The sequence below is a fragment of the Argonema galeatum A003/A1 genome (genome assembly GCF_023333595.1).
GTDB classification, from domain to species: Bacteria; Cyanobacteriota; Cyanobacteriia; order Cyanobacteriales; family Aerosakkonemataceae; genus Argonema; species Argonema galeatum.
This window is the reverse complement of sequence record NZ_JAIQZM010000001.1, coordinates 262,565-279,224: the sequence shown is the minus strand read 5'-3', so window position 1 is coordinate 279,224 and position 16,660 is coordinate 262,565. Positions and strand designations below refer to the sequence as shown.

Annotated in this window: 19 protein-coding genes; 11 read left to right on the top strand and 8 right to left on the bottom strand. The window is 46.0% G+C overall.

What is annotated here, in order from left to right; translation table 11 throughout:
- Positions 1-18: 18 nt before the first annotated feature.
- Positions 19-171 carry a hypothetical protein gene (locus tag LAY41_RS01360; RefSeq protein ID WP_249093275.1) on the bottom strand — a complete coding sequence of 51 codons (153 nt, stop codon included), beginning with the start codon at positions 169-171 and terminating at the stop codon, positions 19-21.
- A 349-nt stretch (positions 172-520) separates the two neighbouring features.
- Between LAY41_RS01360 and LAY41_RS01355 the strand changes: the two genes are divergently transcribed.
- Both LAY41_RS01355 and LAY41_RS01350 read left to right on the top strand, forming a co-directional pair.
- Positions 521-1,333: an SDR family oxidoreductase gene (locus tag LAY41_RS01355; RefSeq protein WP_249093272.1), complete on the top strand. Its 813-nt coding sequence runs from the start codon at positions 521-523 to the stop codon at positions 1,331-1,333.
- Positions 1,334-1,471: a hypothetical protein gene (locus tag LAY41_RS01350; RefSeq protein WP_249093269.1), complete on the top strand. Its 138-nt coding sequence runs from the start codon at positions 1,334-1,336 to the stop codon at positions 1,469-1,471.
- A 118-nt stretch (positions 1,472-1,589) separates the two neighbouring features.
- Here the strand turns inward: LAY41_RS01350 and LAY41_RS01345 are convergent, their stop codons facing one another.
- Positions 1,590-2,453, bottom strand: coding sequence for an FUSC family protein (locus LAY41_RS01345; protein WP_338022921.1), 864 nt, complete (start codon positions 2,451-2,453; stop codon positions 1,590-1,592).
- Positions 2,362-3,321 (bottom strand): YccS/YhfK family membrane protein, encoded by a 960-nt coding sequence (locus LAY41_RS01340; protein ID WP_249093267.1) that lies wholly within the window; start codon positions 3,319-3,321, stop codon positions 2,362-2,364. The genes LAY41_RS01345 and LAY41_RS01340 overlap by 92 nt, the downstream gene beginning before the upstream one ends.
- 216 nt (positions 3,322-3,537) lie before the next feature.
- On the opposite strand from LAY41_RS01340, the gene LAY41_RS01335 reads away from it, so the two are divergent.
- On the top strand, positions 3,538-4,818 hold the full coding sequence (locus LAY41_RS01335; protein ID WP_249093264.1) for an ABC transporter substrate-binding protein: 1,281 nt from the start codon (positions 3,538-3,540) through the stop codon (positions 4,816-4,818).
- A 12-nt stretch (positions 4,819-4,830) separates the two neighbouring features.
- Here the strand turns inward: LAY41_RS01335 and LAY41_RS01330 are convergent, their stop codons facing one another.
- Both LAY41_RS01330 and LAY41_RS01325 read right to left on the bottom strand, forming a co-directional pair.
- The gene (locus tag LAY41_RS01330; protein WP_249093260.1) at positions 4,831-6,102 is read right to left on the bottom strand and encodes a HEAT repeat domain-containing protein; all 1,272 of its coding nucleotides are present in this window, start codon (positions 6,100-6,102) and stop codon (positions 4,831-4,833) included.
- 165 nt (positions 6,103-6,267) lie between these two features.
- The gene (locus LAY41_RS01325) at positions 6,268-7,335 is read right to left on the bottom strand and encodes a DMT family transporter (protein ID WP_249094031.1); all 1,068 of its coding nucleotides are present in this window, start codon (positions 7,333-7,335) and stop codon (positions 6,268-6,270) included.
- Between the two features lie 293 nt (positions 7,336-7,628).
- On the opposite strand from LAY41_RS01325, the gene sppA reads away from it, so the two are divergent.
- From sppA to LAY41_RS01290, 7 genes are all read left to right on the top strand, one after another.
- Positions 7,629-8,450 carry a signal peptide peptidase SppA gene (gene sppA, locus LAY41_RS01320; RefSeq protein WP_249093257.1) on the top strand — a complete coding sequence of 274 codons (822 nt, stop codon included), beginning with the start codon at positions 7,629-7,631 and terminating at the stop codon, positions 8,448-8,450.
- A 185-nt stretch (positions 8,451-8,635) separates the two neighbouring features.
- The gene (gene aroH, locus LAY41_RS01315; RefSeq protein ID WP_249093254.1) at positions 8,636-9,028 is read left to right on the top strand and encodes a chorismate mutase; all 393 of its coding nucleotides are present in this window, start codon (positions 8,636-8,638) and stop codon (positions 9,026-9,028) included.
- A gap of 266 nt (positions 9,029-9,294) precedes the next feature.
- Positions 9,295-11,187, top strand: a complete 1,893-nt coding sequence (ftsH2, locus tag LAY41_RS01310; RefSeq protein WP_249093252.1) for an ATP-dependent zinc metalloprotease FtsH2 — start codon at positions 9,295-9,297, stop codon at positions 11,185-11,187.
- 294 nt (positions 11,188-11,481) lie between these two features.
- Positions 11,482-11,775, top strand: coding sequence for a hypothetical protein (locus LAY41_RS01305; protein WP_249093249.1), 294 nt, complete (start codon positions 11,482-11,484; stop codon positions 11,773-11,775).
- Positions 11,776-11,903: 128 nt separating this feature from the next.
- Positions 11,904-12,245 (top strand): RNA recognition motif domain-containing protein, encoded by a 342-nt coding sequence (locus LAY41_RS01300; protein ID WP_249093248.1) that lies wholly within the window; start codon positions 11,904-11,906, stop codon positions 12,243-12,245.
- Positions 12,246-12,611: 366 nt separating this feature from the next.
- Positions 12,612-12,800, top strand: a complete 189-nt coding sequence (gene rpsU, locus LAY41_RS01295) for a 30S ribosomal protein S21 (RefSeq protein WP_249071973.1) — start codon at positions 12,612-12,614, stop codon at positions 12,798-12,800.
- 30 nt (positions 12,801-12,830) lie between these two features.
- Complete coding sequence (locus LAY41_RS01290) at positions 12,831-13,346, top strand: hypothetical protein (protein WP_249093246.1); 516 nt, start codon at positions 12,831-12,833, stop codon at positions 13,344-13,346.
- A gap of 55 nt (positions 13,347-13,401) precedes the next feature.
- Here the strand turns inward: LAY41_RS01290 and LAY41_RS01285 are convergent, their stop codons facing one another.
- The gene (locus LAY41_RS01285) at positions 13,402-14,805 is read right to left on the bottom strand and encodes a helix-turn-helix domain-containing protein (RefSeq protein WP_249093244.1); all 1,404 of its coding nucleotides are present in this window, start codon (positions 14,803-14,805) and stop codon (positions 13,402-13,404) included.
- A gap of 218 nt (positions 14,806-15,023) precedes the next feature.
- Here LAY41_RS01285 and LAY41_RS01280 point away from each other — a divergent pair, with 218 nt between their 5' ends.
- The gene (locus tag LAY41_RS01280; RefSeq protein WP_249093241.1) at positions 15,024-15,407 is read left to right on the top strand and encodes a hypothetical protein; all 384 of its coding nucleotides are present in this window, start codon (positions 15,024-15,026) and stop codon (positions 15,405-15,407) included.
- Positions 15,408-15,787: 380 nt separating this feature from the next.
- Here the strand turns inward: LAY41_RS01280 and LAY41_RS01275 are convergent, their stop codons facing one another.
- The gene (locus LAY41_RS01275; RefSeq protein WP_249093239.1) at positions 15,788-16,063 is read right to left on the bottom strand and encodes a hypothetical protein; all 276 of its coding nucleotides are present in this window, start codon (positions 16,061-16,063) and stop codon (positions 15,788-15,790) included.
- A gap of 202 nt (positions 16,064-16,265) precedes the next feature.
- Positions 16,266-16,484 (bottom strand): type II toxin-antitoxin system HicB family antitoxin, encoded by a 219-nt coding sequence (locus tag LAY41_RS01270; protein ID WP_249093238.1) that lies wholly within the window; start codon positions 16,482-16,484, stop codon positions 16,266-16,268.
- Positions 16,485-16,660 lie beyond the last annotated feature (176 nt).

The following is a 16,660-nucleotide window of genomic DNA, read 5'->3' as shown; positions in this document are numbered from 1 at the left end:
AATTCGTTACTAATGGCATTATTTCAAAACCAGCACAGTTGGGGCGGCAGTCCAGAGGATTTCCAGCCTCACATCGCTTCTGGCAGGATGACCGTGACTCCAGTCTCCCTTGGGCGCACGACCGGTGAGAATTGAGTATCCGACTAAAGTTTTAAGGCGATCGCTTGTCATATTTTTGACACACTAATGACACACTAATGACATAAAACTTCCTTTAATATCACAAAAAGCATTATTTAAATATGAAAATAATATGTAATTTTATCGATGATAATCAAAAAATTCTATCCTTAGAAATAGATGCTTAACGCAAGTTGCTAGTTACATTAAGTAGGGTGCGTCAGAGCGATAAAATTAGCGATCATGTCCAAAAATTTGGGGTATGCACCCTACAAGTTGATTTAAGTGTGACAGTTGGCTTCAATCCCGATCCTAATAGTTTTAGGATTAGATAAGTAGTTGTTAATCGTATTGATTAGGTACAAATTTACTTGACTAGGAAATAAAACGAGGAAAAAATATGAGCTATTCCCCTAATCTTCTTAAAGATCAAAAAGCACTTGTAACGGGTGCAAGTTCCGGTATTGGTGAAGGAGTCGCCCGCGCTTTGGCTGCATCGGGTGCTTCTGTTGTAGTCAACTACCATTCTGAACAGGAAGCAGCAGAGAAGATTGTCAGCGAAATTCGATCGCTCGGTGGGGAAGCGATCGCCATTGGTGCAAATGTCGCCAAGGAAGAGGAAGTTTTGTCGATGTTTGACCAAATGTACCAGCACTTTGGCACGATCGACATCCTGGTAAACAACGCCGGATTGCAAAAAGACTCAGCCTTTGTAGACATGACTCTCGACCATTGGAATTTGGTTATGGGCATCAACCTAACCGGACAATTTCTCTGTGCCCGTGAAGCGGCAAAAGAGTTTCTCAAGCGGGGCGTGAAGCCAGATATCTCCAGTGCCGCAGGCAAAATCATTTGTATGAGTTCGGTACATGAGGTGATTCCTTGGGCGGGTCACGTCAACTACGCTACCAGTAAGGGCGGCATCCACATGATGATGCAGAGTATTGCCCAGGAACTCGCACCCCACAGAATTCGGGTCAATAGCATTGCACCCGGTGCTATTAAAACTCCCATCAATAAAACAGCCTGGGACACGCCAGAAGCTGAGGCAAAATTACTAAAACTCATTCCCGCAAAACGAGTTGGAGATGTAGCAGACATCGCCAAAGCTGCTGTTTGGCTTGCCTCGGATGACTCAGATTATGTGAATGGTGAAACTCTATTTGTAGACGGCGGCATGACTCTGTATCCAGGGTTTGCCACGGGGGGCTAAATGAACGCAGAACAGCAACGGTTAGAGGAAAATCGCGAACCAGAGGAACCTTGGTATCGTTGGGGTTCCTACCTTCGCGATCGCCAATGGGGGACAGTCCGCGAAGATTATTCACCCTACGGCTCAGCTTGGGACTGAAAGAAAGGATAGCAAAGTGCAAGGTCAGCCGTGCGGAGGCTTTAGTAAAAACACAGTCCGCCTTGCTTTGAGCGTTCAATACTGTCCCGATCGTACTCCGATATTCCGCCAAATACGGTTAAAGTGATTCTTGTAGACGACCGATCGCACAGTGTATAGTTCTAACTTCATAGGCAATTCGATCCAGTTGGGTGGAAACGGGAGTTTGTTCTCTCACTGCTTGCAAGGTAGGCGTTACAGTACTTGGATTTGTTGCCAGATCTGATATCCGAGCGGTATGTAACTGTTCGATCCGATCGTGAATTGCTTCGAGATAAGTATCCAGCGCGGGTAAAGGCTGGGGTGGCTGTCCTTGTTGCAGGGCATTTGCTAAGTTCTCCAAAACTTGGACAATGGCATCGGTAAATCGCTTAATATCCGCAAATTCGTACTCTGGGCTAAATTTCCGTTGGTGTTCCGCTAGAGCCGTGACCGAGCTGAAAAAGCCACGAATGTAGAGCGTCAGCATCGCCATCGGTTCGACCTCTCCTCGAACGTGACGGGGTTCGCCCAATAACCTTTGAACAGCAGCAGCAATATTGGCATTCTCCAATGCTGCTTGATGACGCAGGTTTACGATCGTCTCAGTATATGGCGCTCGTTCTGGGTTGAGATAGCTGGCGACAACCTGTTGAAAGTAAGCAAGATTGGCGAGAATCGTTGTTTCTAGTTGTGCTGGAAGTTGCTGTCGTTCCCAACTGGGGAATAACAGATAGCTGCCGAGTAATGCTAAAGTGCCGCCAATTAAGCTATCGACGATGCGTAATGCTCCTATCTCCCAGCCACCTTTACTCGTCACGTTGAGTAGCAATATGACGACGGGTGTGAGGAGAGTGATGAAGATACCGTAGCTAAGAGGCCGCACCGACATGGCAGCGACTATCAGCAGCAGGATGCAAACTAAGATTGCCAATGGATTGTGGATGAGTGTGACTAAGACAATGCCGACAATCCCCCCTAATGCGGTGCCAACGACCCGTTGCACTGTTGACTATTTGGTTGGCATCCTCAATTAAAACGAGTAACTGATTGCCCCGTAAGTTAGCCGTTTCTGGACTTGTCCGCACAGCACTCCAGACACTCCGGGCTGATGTCAAATCCCGTATCACGCTATCCTGAGCTTGTAACAATTCCTCTGCCCACTCCCGACGCTCTTCGGGATTTAAGGGTATGTCGCTTGCAGTTCCCAAAAATTTGCTCAATGTAGCATAACAGGTTGCGGCTGCCTTCATAACGGGTGCATAGGGGCGCAGCACCCACAATCCTAGAGATAACACCATCGCCCATACACCTCCAGCTAGGCACAGCACACATTGCTGAAGAACTGTAGACAAATCGGGGAACGAAGCAAATCTGGCTAGCGAGACGATAAACATAATTGATGTCACCAGGCTAACCGTTGCGGCGGTCGTGCCAAACAAACCAGCTAAGCCTGCAATGAACATCACCAGAAACGTCGTTGGAATAGCTAGCCAGAGGGTGTTGCTAACTAGATTTGCGATTAGCAACGCCACAGTAACCCCAATTGTCGTCGCCAGCATTGCCGTCGCTTTCTGGCGATAGGCTCCACCCCCATCCACCATCCCAACAAACATGGCTGCCATTACCGCGATCGCACTGGCAGCAGGATGACCTGCAACGAATCCCACTGCTATGGGGCCACTCACTGCCAAAAGAGTACGCAAGCCGTAGAGGATGGCAGGCTTACCGGGCTTAAGCTGAAACTGCTGCCATAGCCAGTTTAGAGGTCGTTGATGGATAGATGGCAAACTGGGAGAAGGAACGGAAGATACCCGCCGACAGATATTCAAAGATGAATTATATAACCTGGAAGGGGTTGGATCGGGTACACAAGTTTATTATCGCCAAGTTCAGATGACGATTGGGGAATATACTTTTCCCTGTCGAATTGGTATTCTTCCCTACAGCAACTTTACTCGCATTTTAGGACAAGCTGATATATTCGACCAATTTGCTATATAATTTCGTAGATTTGAAGGCAAAGTAATCTTTACTCGTAGGGATAAATGCTAAAACGGTGTTTGCAGTGGCTTTCGGTAACTATACTATGCTTCAGCTTACTAATTTTAACCGGCTGTCAGGCATCAACTGGTGGTAATAGTAATGTCATTCACCTGACTTTGTGGCATAGCATGAATCCGCCACCAAGTCGCGATGTGTTTCAAAAATTTGTAGATAAATTCAATCAAAATCATACCGATATCCAAGTAGAATCCCTTTACACTGGTCAAGCGGATCAGCAAATGCCGAAGATTTTAACCGCAGTAGTCGGTAATGCTGCACCGGATATGTTATGGTTTGATTCCCTACTCACGGGTAAATTGGTTGAATTAGGAGCAATTCAACCGCTTGAAGATTGGCTAAATAATTCCCCATTAAAGTCGGAAATTGTTCCGAGCTTATTTGAAGGAATGGTGCTGGACGATCGCATCTGGTCTATCCCTTTTACTACCAGTAATTTAGCAATTTTTTATCGTCCCAGTCTATTTAAAGCAGCAGGTATTACCAAACTACCCGAAACCTGGTCAGAACTAAGGCAAGTTGCCAAAAAACTGACTCTTGATAAAAATGGCGATCGGCACATAGACCAGCATGGTATAATTTTACCTTTGGGTAAGGGAGAATGGACTGTTTTCAGCTGGTTGCCTTTCATGTTCAGTGCTGAAGGCGAGTTGCTGAAAGACGATCGACCAAATTTAGTAAATCCTGGTGCGATCGCAGCTTTGCAACTTTGGTCAGACTTACTAAAAGACGGTTCGGCTATCCTTTCCCAACCAGAACGCGGTTATGAAGAAGACGCTTTTATTGCCGGTAAAATAGCGATGCAAATAAAGGGTTCTTGGAATGTTAGCTTTTTCGATAAAGTTGGCATAGATTTCGGTGTTTTCCCAATGCCAAAAGCAAAGAAAAAAGCGACAATCGTAGGAGGAGCCAATATGTTTGTCATGACAACTACTCCCGAACGAGAGCAAGCATCGCTGAAGTTTTTGGAGTATGTTTTAAGCGAAGAATTCCAAACTGAATTATCTTTAAAAATCGGGTTTTTACCGATAAATATAAAATCTAAAAATAGCAAAATTTACCAAAAATTCGTCGCCAAACAGCCAGAAATGAAAGTGTTTTTAGATCAGATGAATTCGGCCCGATCGCGTCCTATTATCGCTGGATATACTCGTCTATCAGAAAATCTCGGTCGAGCCATTGAAGAAACTCTTCTCGGTAATTCCCCAAAAGAAGCTCTGCAAAAAGCTCAAGACCGCCTCAAACTGATTTGGGAGACGGAATAGACCAATAACAAATCAATTCTCCGGTGGATTCTTATAATTTGGCCGATTCGATAAATTATCTGTAGCGGGCAATCCCCGGATGCGACTCAACTGGGTTAAAGCCCAGCGGGCAGTTTCTTGCACCTCTGCATCAGGATCGTCGATCGCATGGCGCAGCAGTTGGCTAACTTGAGCCATCATATCGTAAATCCGCGTCAAGTCCCGAATGGCGTTCTTCCGCACCTCCGCATTTTCATCTTGCAGCGAGATTGCTAAAGCACGATTCATAGGTTTGAGCGTCCGGGTGCCAATTTGCGAGAGCGCCTCTAAAATTAAGCTACGTTGTTTCGAGTCTGCATCCATCAACAACTCCAGTAAGGGCTGCATCGCTCTAGAGTCTCCCCGTTGTGCTAGCTCCCAAATAGCCTTGCGCCGCTTAGTCGGATCGGGATTTTGTAGATCTTTGATTAATTCATCAACAATATTAATTTTCGGCAGGCGAGTAGGTTCTCGAACTTCCAACGCCTCTGCCTGCGGCACTGCCGTTGATTGTTCTAAATTTTTATTGTCAGCAATTGGCGAAATGTCACTGTTATAGCTGTTAACATCTGCCTGGGGCACTGGGGTAGATTCTTCGGAATGTTTATTTTCCGAACTCCAAGAAATGCCACTGTTGTAGCTGTTAGGTTCTACCTGCGACTGTGAGATTGATTCGTCTGGATGTTTATTTTCCAGAACCGATGAAGCGCCATTGCTGTGACCGTTTTTGTCAGGTTGCAGCTCAAAGGAGTTGGGTTGAGAGTTTGAGGCTTCAAGATTGGAGTGTTCGCTAGAGCCACTTTCAAATGATTCTGGCTCTGGGGGTTGCTCTTGTGCTATAGGTTCTGTCTTTTCATCAGAATGTCTGAGCAAGTAGAGCAGTCCCCCAGCAATAACAATGAGGACTGTTCCCGTACCTATCCACCACAACGCCCAGTAGGACTTAGAACTTTTAGGAACTGGAGTTGGCTTGGTGGTAGGTTTTTGTTTGTCGAAGCTAAAGTCTGGAATTGTGTCAGTCGTAGTGGGTTTTTGAGTTGGGGTTGGGGAGCGACGCTGAGCGACGATATCGACGATATCTGCGACTGTTGAACTTGCAAGCAACTTGGTAGTTCCGGTCGGAACAACTAGCGCTAGAGGCAAGTCTCGCAGTAGCGTAGGCTTATGCGTGCTGTAGGCATTAACTTGCGCTCCAACTGCATTGCGGGCAAAGCCCAGGCAAGTCATACAAGAGAGCAGAAGTAAAGCGGAGCGTGAGGGCATCATAAACTAACTCAGGGGTAGAAGGGGCGGCCAGTATGACCCACTGGGTAGATGACTTTGAGCTAGTTTAATCCTAAACTGCGATTTGCTCAGAAACTCAGCCCTAGTGCCTGAGATCCCAGAAAGTCCATGCGAATATAGTAAAAATTAGCAGCCCCTGCCGCTAATTTAACGCCAAATTTCTGATTCAGATTCAGGTATTTTGATGGGAAGCTCCGCCAATTCTACTTTGGAAGGCTCTAATAGCTTGACTGATGCAGGTGTTTCACTGTCAGATATCTTGGGTTGCAGTAACTTTGCGAGTGTATCTCGCTGATTGACTAGGTAGATGCTGACTAGAGTTAGGCAGACTCCCATCCACTGATATGGCTCTAGCATTTCGGATAGGAAGAAGTTGCCGAATAGGAGGGCAAATACTGGGGTTAGAAAGGTGAGGGAACTGAGGCTGGTTAAGCTGCCGCTTTTGGCAAAGTAAAAGAATAGACCGTAGGCTAAAGCACTGCCAAAAATAGTTGAGTAGCTTAATGCTATCCAGCTGGAGAAATCCAGATGTTGCCACTGCTGGGTTTCTGTGGCGGCTGAGAGGGCAAACAAGGGCAAACCGCCCAAAATCATGTGCCAGCCGGTGGCGCTCACAGGGTCGGCATAGCGGCATACGAGCCGAATGAGGATAGTTCCCACTGCCATTGAAAGGGCGGCCAGCAACATCAGCCACTCGCCATTATGAAACAACTGCTGGATGTCTATTGATGGTGCTTGAGCGCTACCTTGCAGCAGATTCATTATCCACCCATCCGGTAAACCAATCAAACTGATCCCCAGGACGCCTATCCCAAGTCCCAACCATCCCCACAATCCAATCCGCTCCTGAAATAGCCACAGGGAGAGCAGCGCTACAGCCAGAGGTTGGGAGTCGATCATTACCGAACCCAAACCAGCACTGGTGCGAACCAATCCCTCTGCTAAAAAGCCTTGAAACAGCGCCCCATCCACGAGGGCAAACAAACTTATCCACAACCAAGCCGACCAAGTGCGGGGTTGGGGTCTTCCCGTTATCATGGCAAATACCAACACCAAAACACCTGCTGGCACGAGGCGTACCCCAGCCATAAACAGCGGCGTTGTCTGTGGGATGATGCCTTTCATCGCTACCATTGCCGTACCCCACAGGAAAAAGGGCGCGATTAGAAGTAGGGAAGCAAAAGGTAGTTTCGACTCAGCTAGTTTTGTTTCAATCCCTTTCAGGGACTCAAGGTTAGCCCGCTTTTCCCGCGAGAATATTAGGTTTAAATTTCTTGCCATATCAAATCGTATTGGTATCAACTGCATTAAATGGCTCCCTTGATGCTCTAGGCTGGGTTAGCTATCTTAATTGTATTGAATTATGTATTTCTGTTAAGCTGTTGACATAGGTCAAAATATTTGCCCATCAAGCTTGAGGAGATGGCAAGATGGTGAGAGTGAACTGAAACTCTGTTGTCACAGGACTTTCCTCAATCTAAAATCTAAAATCTAAAATCTAAAATCCGATGATTTGGCCTTTTAAGCCTAAGTTTCGCAAACAAATTGCCCACATTGAAGTTACTGGCGCGATCGCCGGTGCTACCCGAAAATGGGTTCTCGAAGCCCTTAAAACCGTTGAGGAAAAACGTTTTCCTGTCTTACTGCTGCGAATCGATAGTCCTGGCGGCACGGTGGGGGATTCCCAAGAAATCTACAGCGCTCTGAAGCGTCTGCAAGAAAAAGTCAAAATTGTCGCCAGTTTTGGGAATATTTCAGCGTCTGGTGGCGTATACATTGCTATGGGAGCCCAGCACATCATCGCCAACCCAGGCACGATTACCGGCAGCATCGGAGTTATTCTGCGCGGCAATAACCTGGAACGCCTGCTAGACAAAGTTGGCGTTTCTTTCAAAACCATCAAATCCGGCCCCTACAAAGACATTCTGGCCTTTGACCGAGAACTGACGGAACCAGAAGAAAATATTTTGCAAGAGTTGATCGATATTAGCTATCAACAGTTTGTGCAAACGGTGGCAGAGGCGCGAAACCTGACGGTAGAAACTGTTAAGAGTTTTGCAGATGGGCGCATTTTTACTGGAGAACAAGCCTTACAATTGGGCATAGTCGATCGCTTGGGTACTGAGGAAGACGCCCGCCGCTGGGCAGCTGAACTGGCAGGACTCGACCCCGATAAAGCCCGCTGCTACAACTTTGAAGAACGCAAACCCGTCCTAAGTCGCCTGCTGTCGGGAAACAGCAAGATGTCATCTGGACTATCATCGGGCATCGATTGGTTAGAATTTGAGCTGTCTACTAGCGGTCTGCCTTTGTGGCTCTACAGACCTTAAAGAGGGAAAGGAAAAGAGGGAAAGGGAAAGCCCTAACTATAACTAAGTTTAGTTGGGGTACTTCACATCTCAGGTTTTGTTAACATAGCCCAAGCGCTGCTGACTTTCCAGCAGCGCTTCGGTTCTGATGGAAGCGGCTAGTGAATTTATCTAAATATTTGTTTTGAAAATAAGGAGATTTCTGCGTGGAGTGGCGAGTTAGGGCAATTCGTGGGGCAACCACTGTCTCGGAAAATTCGGTTGAGGCGATTGGAGAAGCTGTGACGGAACTGCTAGATGAACTAGAAAAGCACAATCATTTAGACCCCAACGATATTATTAGTGCCATTTTCTCTGCTACCCGCGATCTGGATGCGATTTTTCCAGCCGCTCTAGCACGCAAACGTCCCGGTTGGGAAAATGTCGCCCTATTGGATGTCCAGCAGATGCACGTTCAAGGAGACTTAGAGCGCTGCATTCGCTTCCTCATCCACGTTAACCTTCCATACCCCCACGTCACTATTTACCATCCCTATTTACGTAAAGCCCAAAACCTCAGACCTGATTGGAGCTTACCCCCAAGCAGGCTCCCTCTGTAGGGCAGAGGAGCAGAGTCGCAGAGGGGCAGAGGGGTAAAGGAGTTTTTCAACTCAAAACTCACCCAGATCCCAGTCCCCGCTGGCTTGCTCTAATTATGATAATTAGGTTAAATTTAATTAAGATTTGTTCGCCGTTATTATTTTTGTGTGTCACAAATCGCCCACCAAGCGATAAACATCAAGAAGTTATCAGACTTTGTTGAAAAGCACAATTGGTGTAAATCATTACCGAGTTAGTCCTACTCCCATTTAGAGGCCACCCATCTATGAAATTTTCCTGGAAAGTCGTACTACTGTGGACCTTGCCTGTGTTAGTCATTGGAGTTTTCATCTGGCAAGGAACATTCAGCTCATCTGCGATCGACATGAATAGGAACACCGCCAGTACGCGAATGACATACGGTCGCTTTTTGGAATACTTAGATAGCAATCGAGTTACCAGTGTCGATCTATACGAGGGAGGACGAACGGCTATTGTCGAAGGGATAGATCCGGAACCGGGACTGGACAATCAGCCCCAACTGTGGCGCGTGGATTTGCCCGTAAGCGCCCCTGAACTAATTTCCCAGCTTAAAGAACAAAACATTAGTTTTGCCATCCATCCTCTTCGCAACGATGGAGCAATTTGGGGACTATTAGGAAATCTGGTTTTCCCAATTCTGTTAATTGGTGGATTGTTTTTCCTATTCCGTCGCTCTAGCAACATTCCAGGTGGCCCCGGACAAGCCATGAGCTTTGGCAAATCCCGCGCCCGCTTCATGATGGAAGCGAAAACAGACACCAAATTCGACGATGTTGCTGGCATCGAAGAAGCTAAAGAGGAACTGCAAGAAATCGTCACTTTCCTGAAACAGCCGGAACGCTTCAGCGCTGTTGGCGCTCGCATTCCCAAAGGCGTGCTGCTGGTTGGCCCTCCGGGAACTGGCAAAACTCTGCTTGCCAAAGCGATTGCTGGTGAAGCTGGCGTTCCTTTCTTCAGTATCTCCGGTTCGGAATTCGTGGAGATGTTCGTGGGAGTGGGTGCTTCGCGCGTGCGCGACTTGTTCAAAAAAGCAAAAGAAAATGCTCCTTGTCTGATCTTCATTGATGAAATTGATGCGGTCGGACGGATGCGCGGTGCGGGTATCGGCGGCGGTAATGACGAACGGGAACAAACTCTCAACCAGCTGCTGACGGAAATGGATGGGTTTGAAGGTAACAGCGGTATTATTATCATCGCCGCTACTAACCGTGCCGATGTTCTGGACTCTGCCTTATTGCGTCCGGGACGCTTTGACCGGCAGGTCACAGTTGATACTCCCGATATTAAAGGACGCCTGGAAATTCTCAAAGTCCACGCACGCAATAAGAAGTTAGCAGAAGATATTTCTCTGGAAGCTATAGCTCGTCGTACACCGGGATTTAGCGGTGCTGATTTGGCTAACTTGCTCAACGAAGCGGCAATTCTGACTGCTCGTCGGCGCAAAGAAGCGATTACGATGCTGGAAATCAACGATGCGGTTGACCGCGTTGTTGCTGGTATGGAAGGTACGCCTTTGGTAGATAGCAAGACTAAGCGTTTGATCGGTTACCACGAAGTCGGTCACGCGATCGTCGGTACGCTGATCAAAGACCACGACCCGATGCAAAAAGTTACCTTGATTCCTCGCGGTCAAGCTCGCGGTCTGACTTGGTTTGCTCCCAACGAGGAGCAAGGATTAATCTCTAGAGCCCAATTGAAGGCGCGGATTACTGGTGCTTTAGGCGGTCGTGCGGCAGAGGATGTGATCTTCGGCGATGCTGAGGTGACTACAGGTGCTGGCGGTGACTTGCAGCAAGTGGCGGGGATGGCGCGGCAAATGGTGACTCGCTTCGGGATGTCGGATTTGGGGCCACTGTCGCTGGAAAGTCAAAGCAGCGAGGTGTTTCTGGGGCGCGACTTAGGGATGCGATCGGAGTATTCTGAAGAAATTGCTTCCCGCGTTGATGCCCAGGTACGCAAGATTGTGGAGCATTGTTACGAGGATGCCAAGCGGATCGTGCGCGAGAATCGCACTGCGATCGATCGTCTGGTGGATCTTTTGGTTGAAAAAGAAACTATTGACGGTGAAGAGTTCCGGCAAATTTTGGCTGAGTATACGGTTTTGCCAGAGAAGGAGCAGTACGTAGCTCAGTTGTAATCCCGGCATTTTAGCTTGCACGGGTAAATGGGGATGGTCAACATCATTCCCATTTTTTGTTTTTAATCCCAGAATGCGTCACCCAAAAAGTGGCAATTTCCAGATATGCTAGTGTTATGAGTGTGGATTTGAGATCGATCAAGATTTAAACGCCTCGATCGATTTAGAGAACTATCCGCACGCCAACCTTGGCTAAACGGTGGAAGCCCGGATTCGGGTTAACCGCTCCGATGCCCCCTTGCGAAACAGGACGTAAACTTCAAGCGGCTCAGGTTTATACCCTAATGTCCAGCTTTGTGTCAGTTTTATGTAGCAGAACCTCCATTAAATTTACAGGTGCGATCGCCAATGTATTCGAGGTCTGGCGGATGCGGGGGCATTACCAATGGCGTAAGCGAAGCTCTTTATATGGCAATTCTCAGCCTTGAGCCCGCCCGTTCTTCTGCTTTACGCATCACCCACACCGAAATTAGCGGCGGTATAATTCCCACGATCGAAACTAGCAATGTCTTCAACACACTTCCCCGTGCCTGCGGTTGTTCCGGTTTCTGGCTTTATGCTGTAATTTATATAGGCAAAGTTGATTAAAGCTAGCCGTAACAGATCCTGTGTTAAGATATTGCTTGAGAAATAAATTCGGTGTAGTGTTTGTTTATGATGCTTATAAGCTCCTCTCCGGATCGAAATCTCTACATCACTAAATTCTGGAGAGACCAATGTCAATCTACGTAGGTAACCTATCTTACGAAGTCACACAAGAGGACATCAGCAATGTCTTCGCTGAATATGGAACGGTAAAGCGGGTTCAGCTGCCAACTGACCGGGAAACTGGCCGCGTGCGGGGCTTTGCTTTTGTGGAAATGGAAAATGAAGCTGAAGAAACAGCTGCTATTGATGCTCTTGATGGTGCTGAGTGGATGGGTCGTAACTTGAAAGTTAATAAGGCCAAACCCCGTGAAGATAGAGGTGGCGGCGGCGGCGGCGGACGCGGTGGAGATAGCCGGGGCAGGTTTAATAGCGGCGGCGGCGGCGGCGGCGGCGGCGGTAGACGGTATTAAGCTTTTAAGCTAAGGGATTATACAGTAGTTAATGGGGTGAAGTTCTGTTCGGGCATTCAGTTTTTAGCTGTGATGACTGGATTAAAGCGCAGAACAGGCTCTAAACGCCCTGGATTTGTTTGGTTGAATGTGCTACTTAGATCTCTAAGCAGCCGTGAAACTCCATCGGTTTTGTCCTTTACATTTGAGAACGGAATCGCCCTGACTTCTACTTCTGCCCGATGCAAACTGTTTGATTCACTTGAGCGATCGCAGAACGCACACGCCACGCGAATGCGCTTCAGGGAAGCTACGCCGTCAGGCTATAGGCTGACGCTAAGCGATCGCAACCACCCAGCTATTTACCCATGCTTAGGAGTAGACAGGATGACCCAAATAATCGTAGGGGAAAATGAAGGGCTTGAATCAGCTTTACGTCGATTTAAGCGTCAAGTCTCCAAAGCCGGGATTTTTTCAGATATAAAGCGCCAGCGTCACTTTGAAACCCCTCCTGAAAAGCGCAAGCGCAAAGCTATTGCTAGAAGGCGTAAGAGACGGTTTAACAGAACTCGCTAAATCTTTTCTTTCTCAAGAGGTGTAGAAATCATGACCCCAGAAGCAATACGCATTGTTGACTCCCTAAGGCGTGAGTTCTACTCCCTCTTCGCTGCGGCGATGAAAGTGCCTGTGAAAATCACAGGGAATTCATATAGTAGTAATTTTCCTACTGCGTCTTGGTTAGATAACAGTAAACGACTGAATTATGTGAATATTTATGCTTACACAGCACCCGATCACTTAATTCCCGAACGTCCCTTCATTCTTCGAGTGGCAATTAACAAGGGCGCTGGTAGAATCAGGATACCTCAATGGGGCCAAGAATGTCGAGGCTTTAATCAAGGTTGGCATTTTGAGTTAACTTTACTACCAGAGGAAATTTTAGACTTCCTACCCTGGATAGTCAGCTTAATTAAGTCTCACGATAAAGGTTCACCTCCGTTTGCAGACGAACCCCCCCATCCGTTTGAATTAAAAATGTATAACGGATTGTTATCCAATAATGTCTGGACTGAGAAAGCTTGGCAACTTCAGAATCGGGAATTTGCTAGAACTTCCGCGTGAAAGTTAAGCGGGGAAATCGAAGCAACTGACAATTCTTGGAAGTTGCTTCTACTTCTCATCCATCATTGCCAGCATATTGGGTTTTCACATATTGTCTCACGACTGGTTGAACTGCGAACAGCGTTTCATTGCTTTGTTCCTTTTTTTCAATTAGCGATCGTCTTCCCAAAGATTGTATCCCATTGAACAACTCTGAAGGCGATAATTGCATATTTTCTAGCAATTGGTAAATTGAAACAGGCACCGATTCATTTCCTATGCGGGAAATTACCTGTTTCTCTAATTCTGATAGGCGATTAAACTGCTGATGTAATATAGCTTTCAAATCTTCATTCAAAACCAGGGTATCGTATTTGAGAAATTCAGATACTTTGCCCCTAAATAACTCTTGTATCATTGTGGCAACTATTTTTAGCCATAATGGATTACCTGCATAGGCGTCGATCAGGTATTCCCATTTATCCTCTTCAACTAAACCTTGTTCTCTGAGGATTTCCACCGCCGCTAAACCCAATCCATTCAGCTGTAACGACCGAATAGGTGCAGTGTCGCCTTTTAATGGTAAAATTTCTCTAGGTGGTTCCCAACTGTTCATCACCAAGCAACTGTTATGGGAAAATTCGGCTACAGTTCTGAAGAATTCGCCATAATCTTCATATCCAGATTTGTAGTTACCAGCTAGCTGTCCGCTACTTAGAACCATTTGCACATCATCTAGTATTATGAGACAGCGAGATTTTCGCAAATATTCCATCAGCAGCGATAGTCGATCGGCGATGCTGACTGGTAAATCTGTTTCGCTTCGATCGGACAGAAATTGAATTAGGTTTCTCAGAATTGCTTCTAGGGATGGGGAATAGCGAAGACTTTGCCAAATTACATACTCAAATTTATCTTGTATTCGCTCTAATAATTTTACAGCAAGAGCGGTTTTGCCAATACCGCTGATTCCAACAATTGCGACGAGGCGACAGCGTTCTTCCACTATCCATTTTTTTAGTATATTCAGTTCCTCAGCGCGTCCGTAGAAAGAGGAGACATCAGGTGCATTATCTACAGAAACCCGGTTTCTTGGAGAAACCGGGTTTCTAACGTCGTGTGATCGATCTTGTGGAACTTTTGGAGATTGCAAAGCCTCTCCACAGACTTTAACGTTATTAATTTCTACAAAATTTTTACTATAATTTGATGAAACAATGGAGAATCGCCACCTCTCAATTGTCGCTCGAAAATTTGATTTAGTTAGATCTTCTCCTAATTTATCTGAGAGGAGCTTCCATAATTCAGAAGCAACATCCCTGACATGACTCTCAGTACGGTGAGATTCTTCTGCAATTTTTGAGTATTTATGACCTTGCCAAACCCCGCGTAATATGGATTGTTCCAGATCGTCTAAGTGTTTTCCAGTATTGTTAAAAACTATCTCGTCGGCAAATTTTAACACTTCGTTAACGTCCATAGGTCGGATAGATGCCGGATATTTTGCCTATTATATCCGACAATTTCCGATCTAACCCGACATTTTCCGACATTTTCCGATTTGTTCCGACATAGCTAGATAGTCACAAATTGTCTTATTGCCTACAAAATCCGGCATTTTCCGACTGACAAACTTAGTTGCTTGTGGAAAAATTATATAAATTATTATTCAACCTAACCCTTAGAACTTGAAATCAAATGAAGACAAAACCTTTAGCATTAGCAGGATTCGGAATATTTACTTCTGTCACATTGGGGGTTATCCCAGCACAAATAGCTTTAGGTCAATCCAATGCCGATTATTACCGTTCCCTATGTGAAAAGGCTCCCGTCAATTCCTTCGCAGCAATGCTAGTTAGTCGTGGGGGAGTTGACTGTACAAGATATGGAATGTCTCCTCAAATGAATCAAGGTATTCACTCTGAATGGGGAAGAAACAATGCAATGCTTAATTGCGCTGCTTATGGAGGAAATTGGCGTAACGATATAGGGATGTGTATGCCGACAACAGAATATGGATGTCAGCGGCAAGGAATGGAATGGAGCTACCAATACAAGGAGTGTTTCCCAGCAAGGCTATAGATATCATTTTACCTCATCCCCAAGATCGAATGCCTATGGCACGCTACGCGATCGCTTTTTATTTCTCTTAGCCCCCCTTTAAAAGGGGTTTGGGGGGATCTCTGCGTATAAGCGATCGCTCTTACTTTACTGCCGCACGATCGCTTCTCTATCCACAAACTTTTTAGGAATAGGCGATCGCTTTTTCAGGGTTTTTCGGAATTCTTATGCTAATGTTCATTCCTGTTCATTTTGTAGGGGCACGGCATAATTAAAATCTTGGTATGACCGACATATTGATGAGCTGTGCTACTACAGCATATTCGATCCGAAAGAATCCTTTTTCACCTCATCCCCAAGAGCGATCGCCTCTCTCATTCTTACCGAAAATACGGCTTTTCCTACCCTGCCAACTTTACATATTCTAGTAGTGGTGGAAAAATTCGTGACCTATCGCTAGATACAAGAATAAAAACCACATCCTTAGAGGGTTGTTTTTGCAGGTATTCGTAAAGAATTCCAAAAGCTTTAGTAGTCAGGTAGTGAGCATTTTTCAAAACCACTACTGTATATTGAGTAGCTACCTCAACTTCAGCCAATAGGCGCTGAATATCTTCAGCATGATAACGGGATAAAGCGTCAAACTCTATCAATTCTTGACACAAAATTGATTGCATACTATCCTCCATTATTATTTAATTCAATATCAGTATCAGGCTCTAACTCGGTATCCACGCGCTCCCACGTTCCATCTGCACGTCTTCGCCACCCTTCCACAACGCTGTCATCTTCAGGATTCCAGGGTTTAGAAGGATCGCGCCAATCATGTTCTGGACGATCGTCAGGTGGTGTTTGACTTGGTTCAATGATAAAATTATTTTAACAATCCTCTCCAATTCCATCTCCTACTACCGCATCCCACAACACTATTTCGGCTCTATATTCAGGGAATTCTTCTAGATATAGTTCTGTGGCTTCTTTGAGATTGGCGATCGCTTCTTCAATCATTTCTCCTTGGCTAGCAGTCCCCACTTTAGGACATTGAGCAACATATACATCTTCTTCCCAATAAACTATTGCTGTGAAATTACGAGACATTTTTAATAAGATCGACGGAATTGTTAATTTTCCTATTTTAACATATTATATTTTATCTTACAGCAGCTTTCAGGCGAGTGTGGTACAAAGAAACCCGGTTTCTGGGCTGTATCTCATCCAAGCGCAAGCCGCTATATACAATTGTGGGTAGATATTCACAATCATTTCGGCGATCG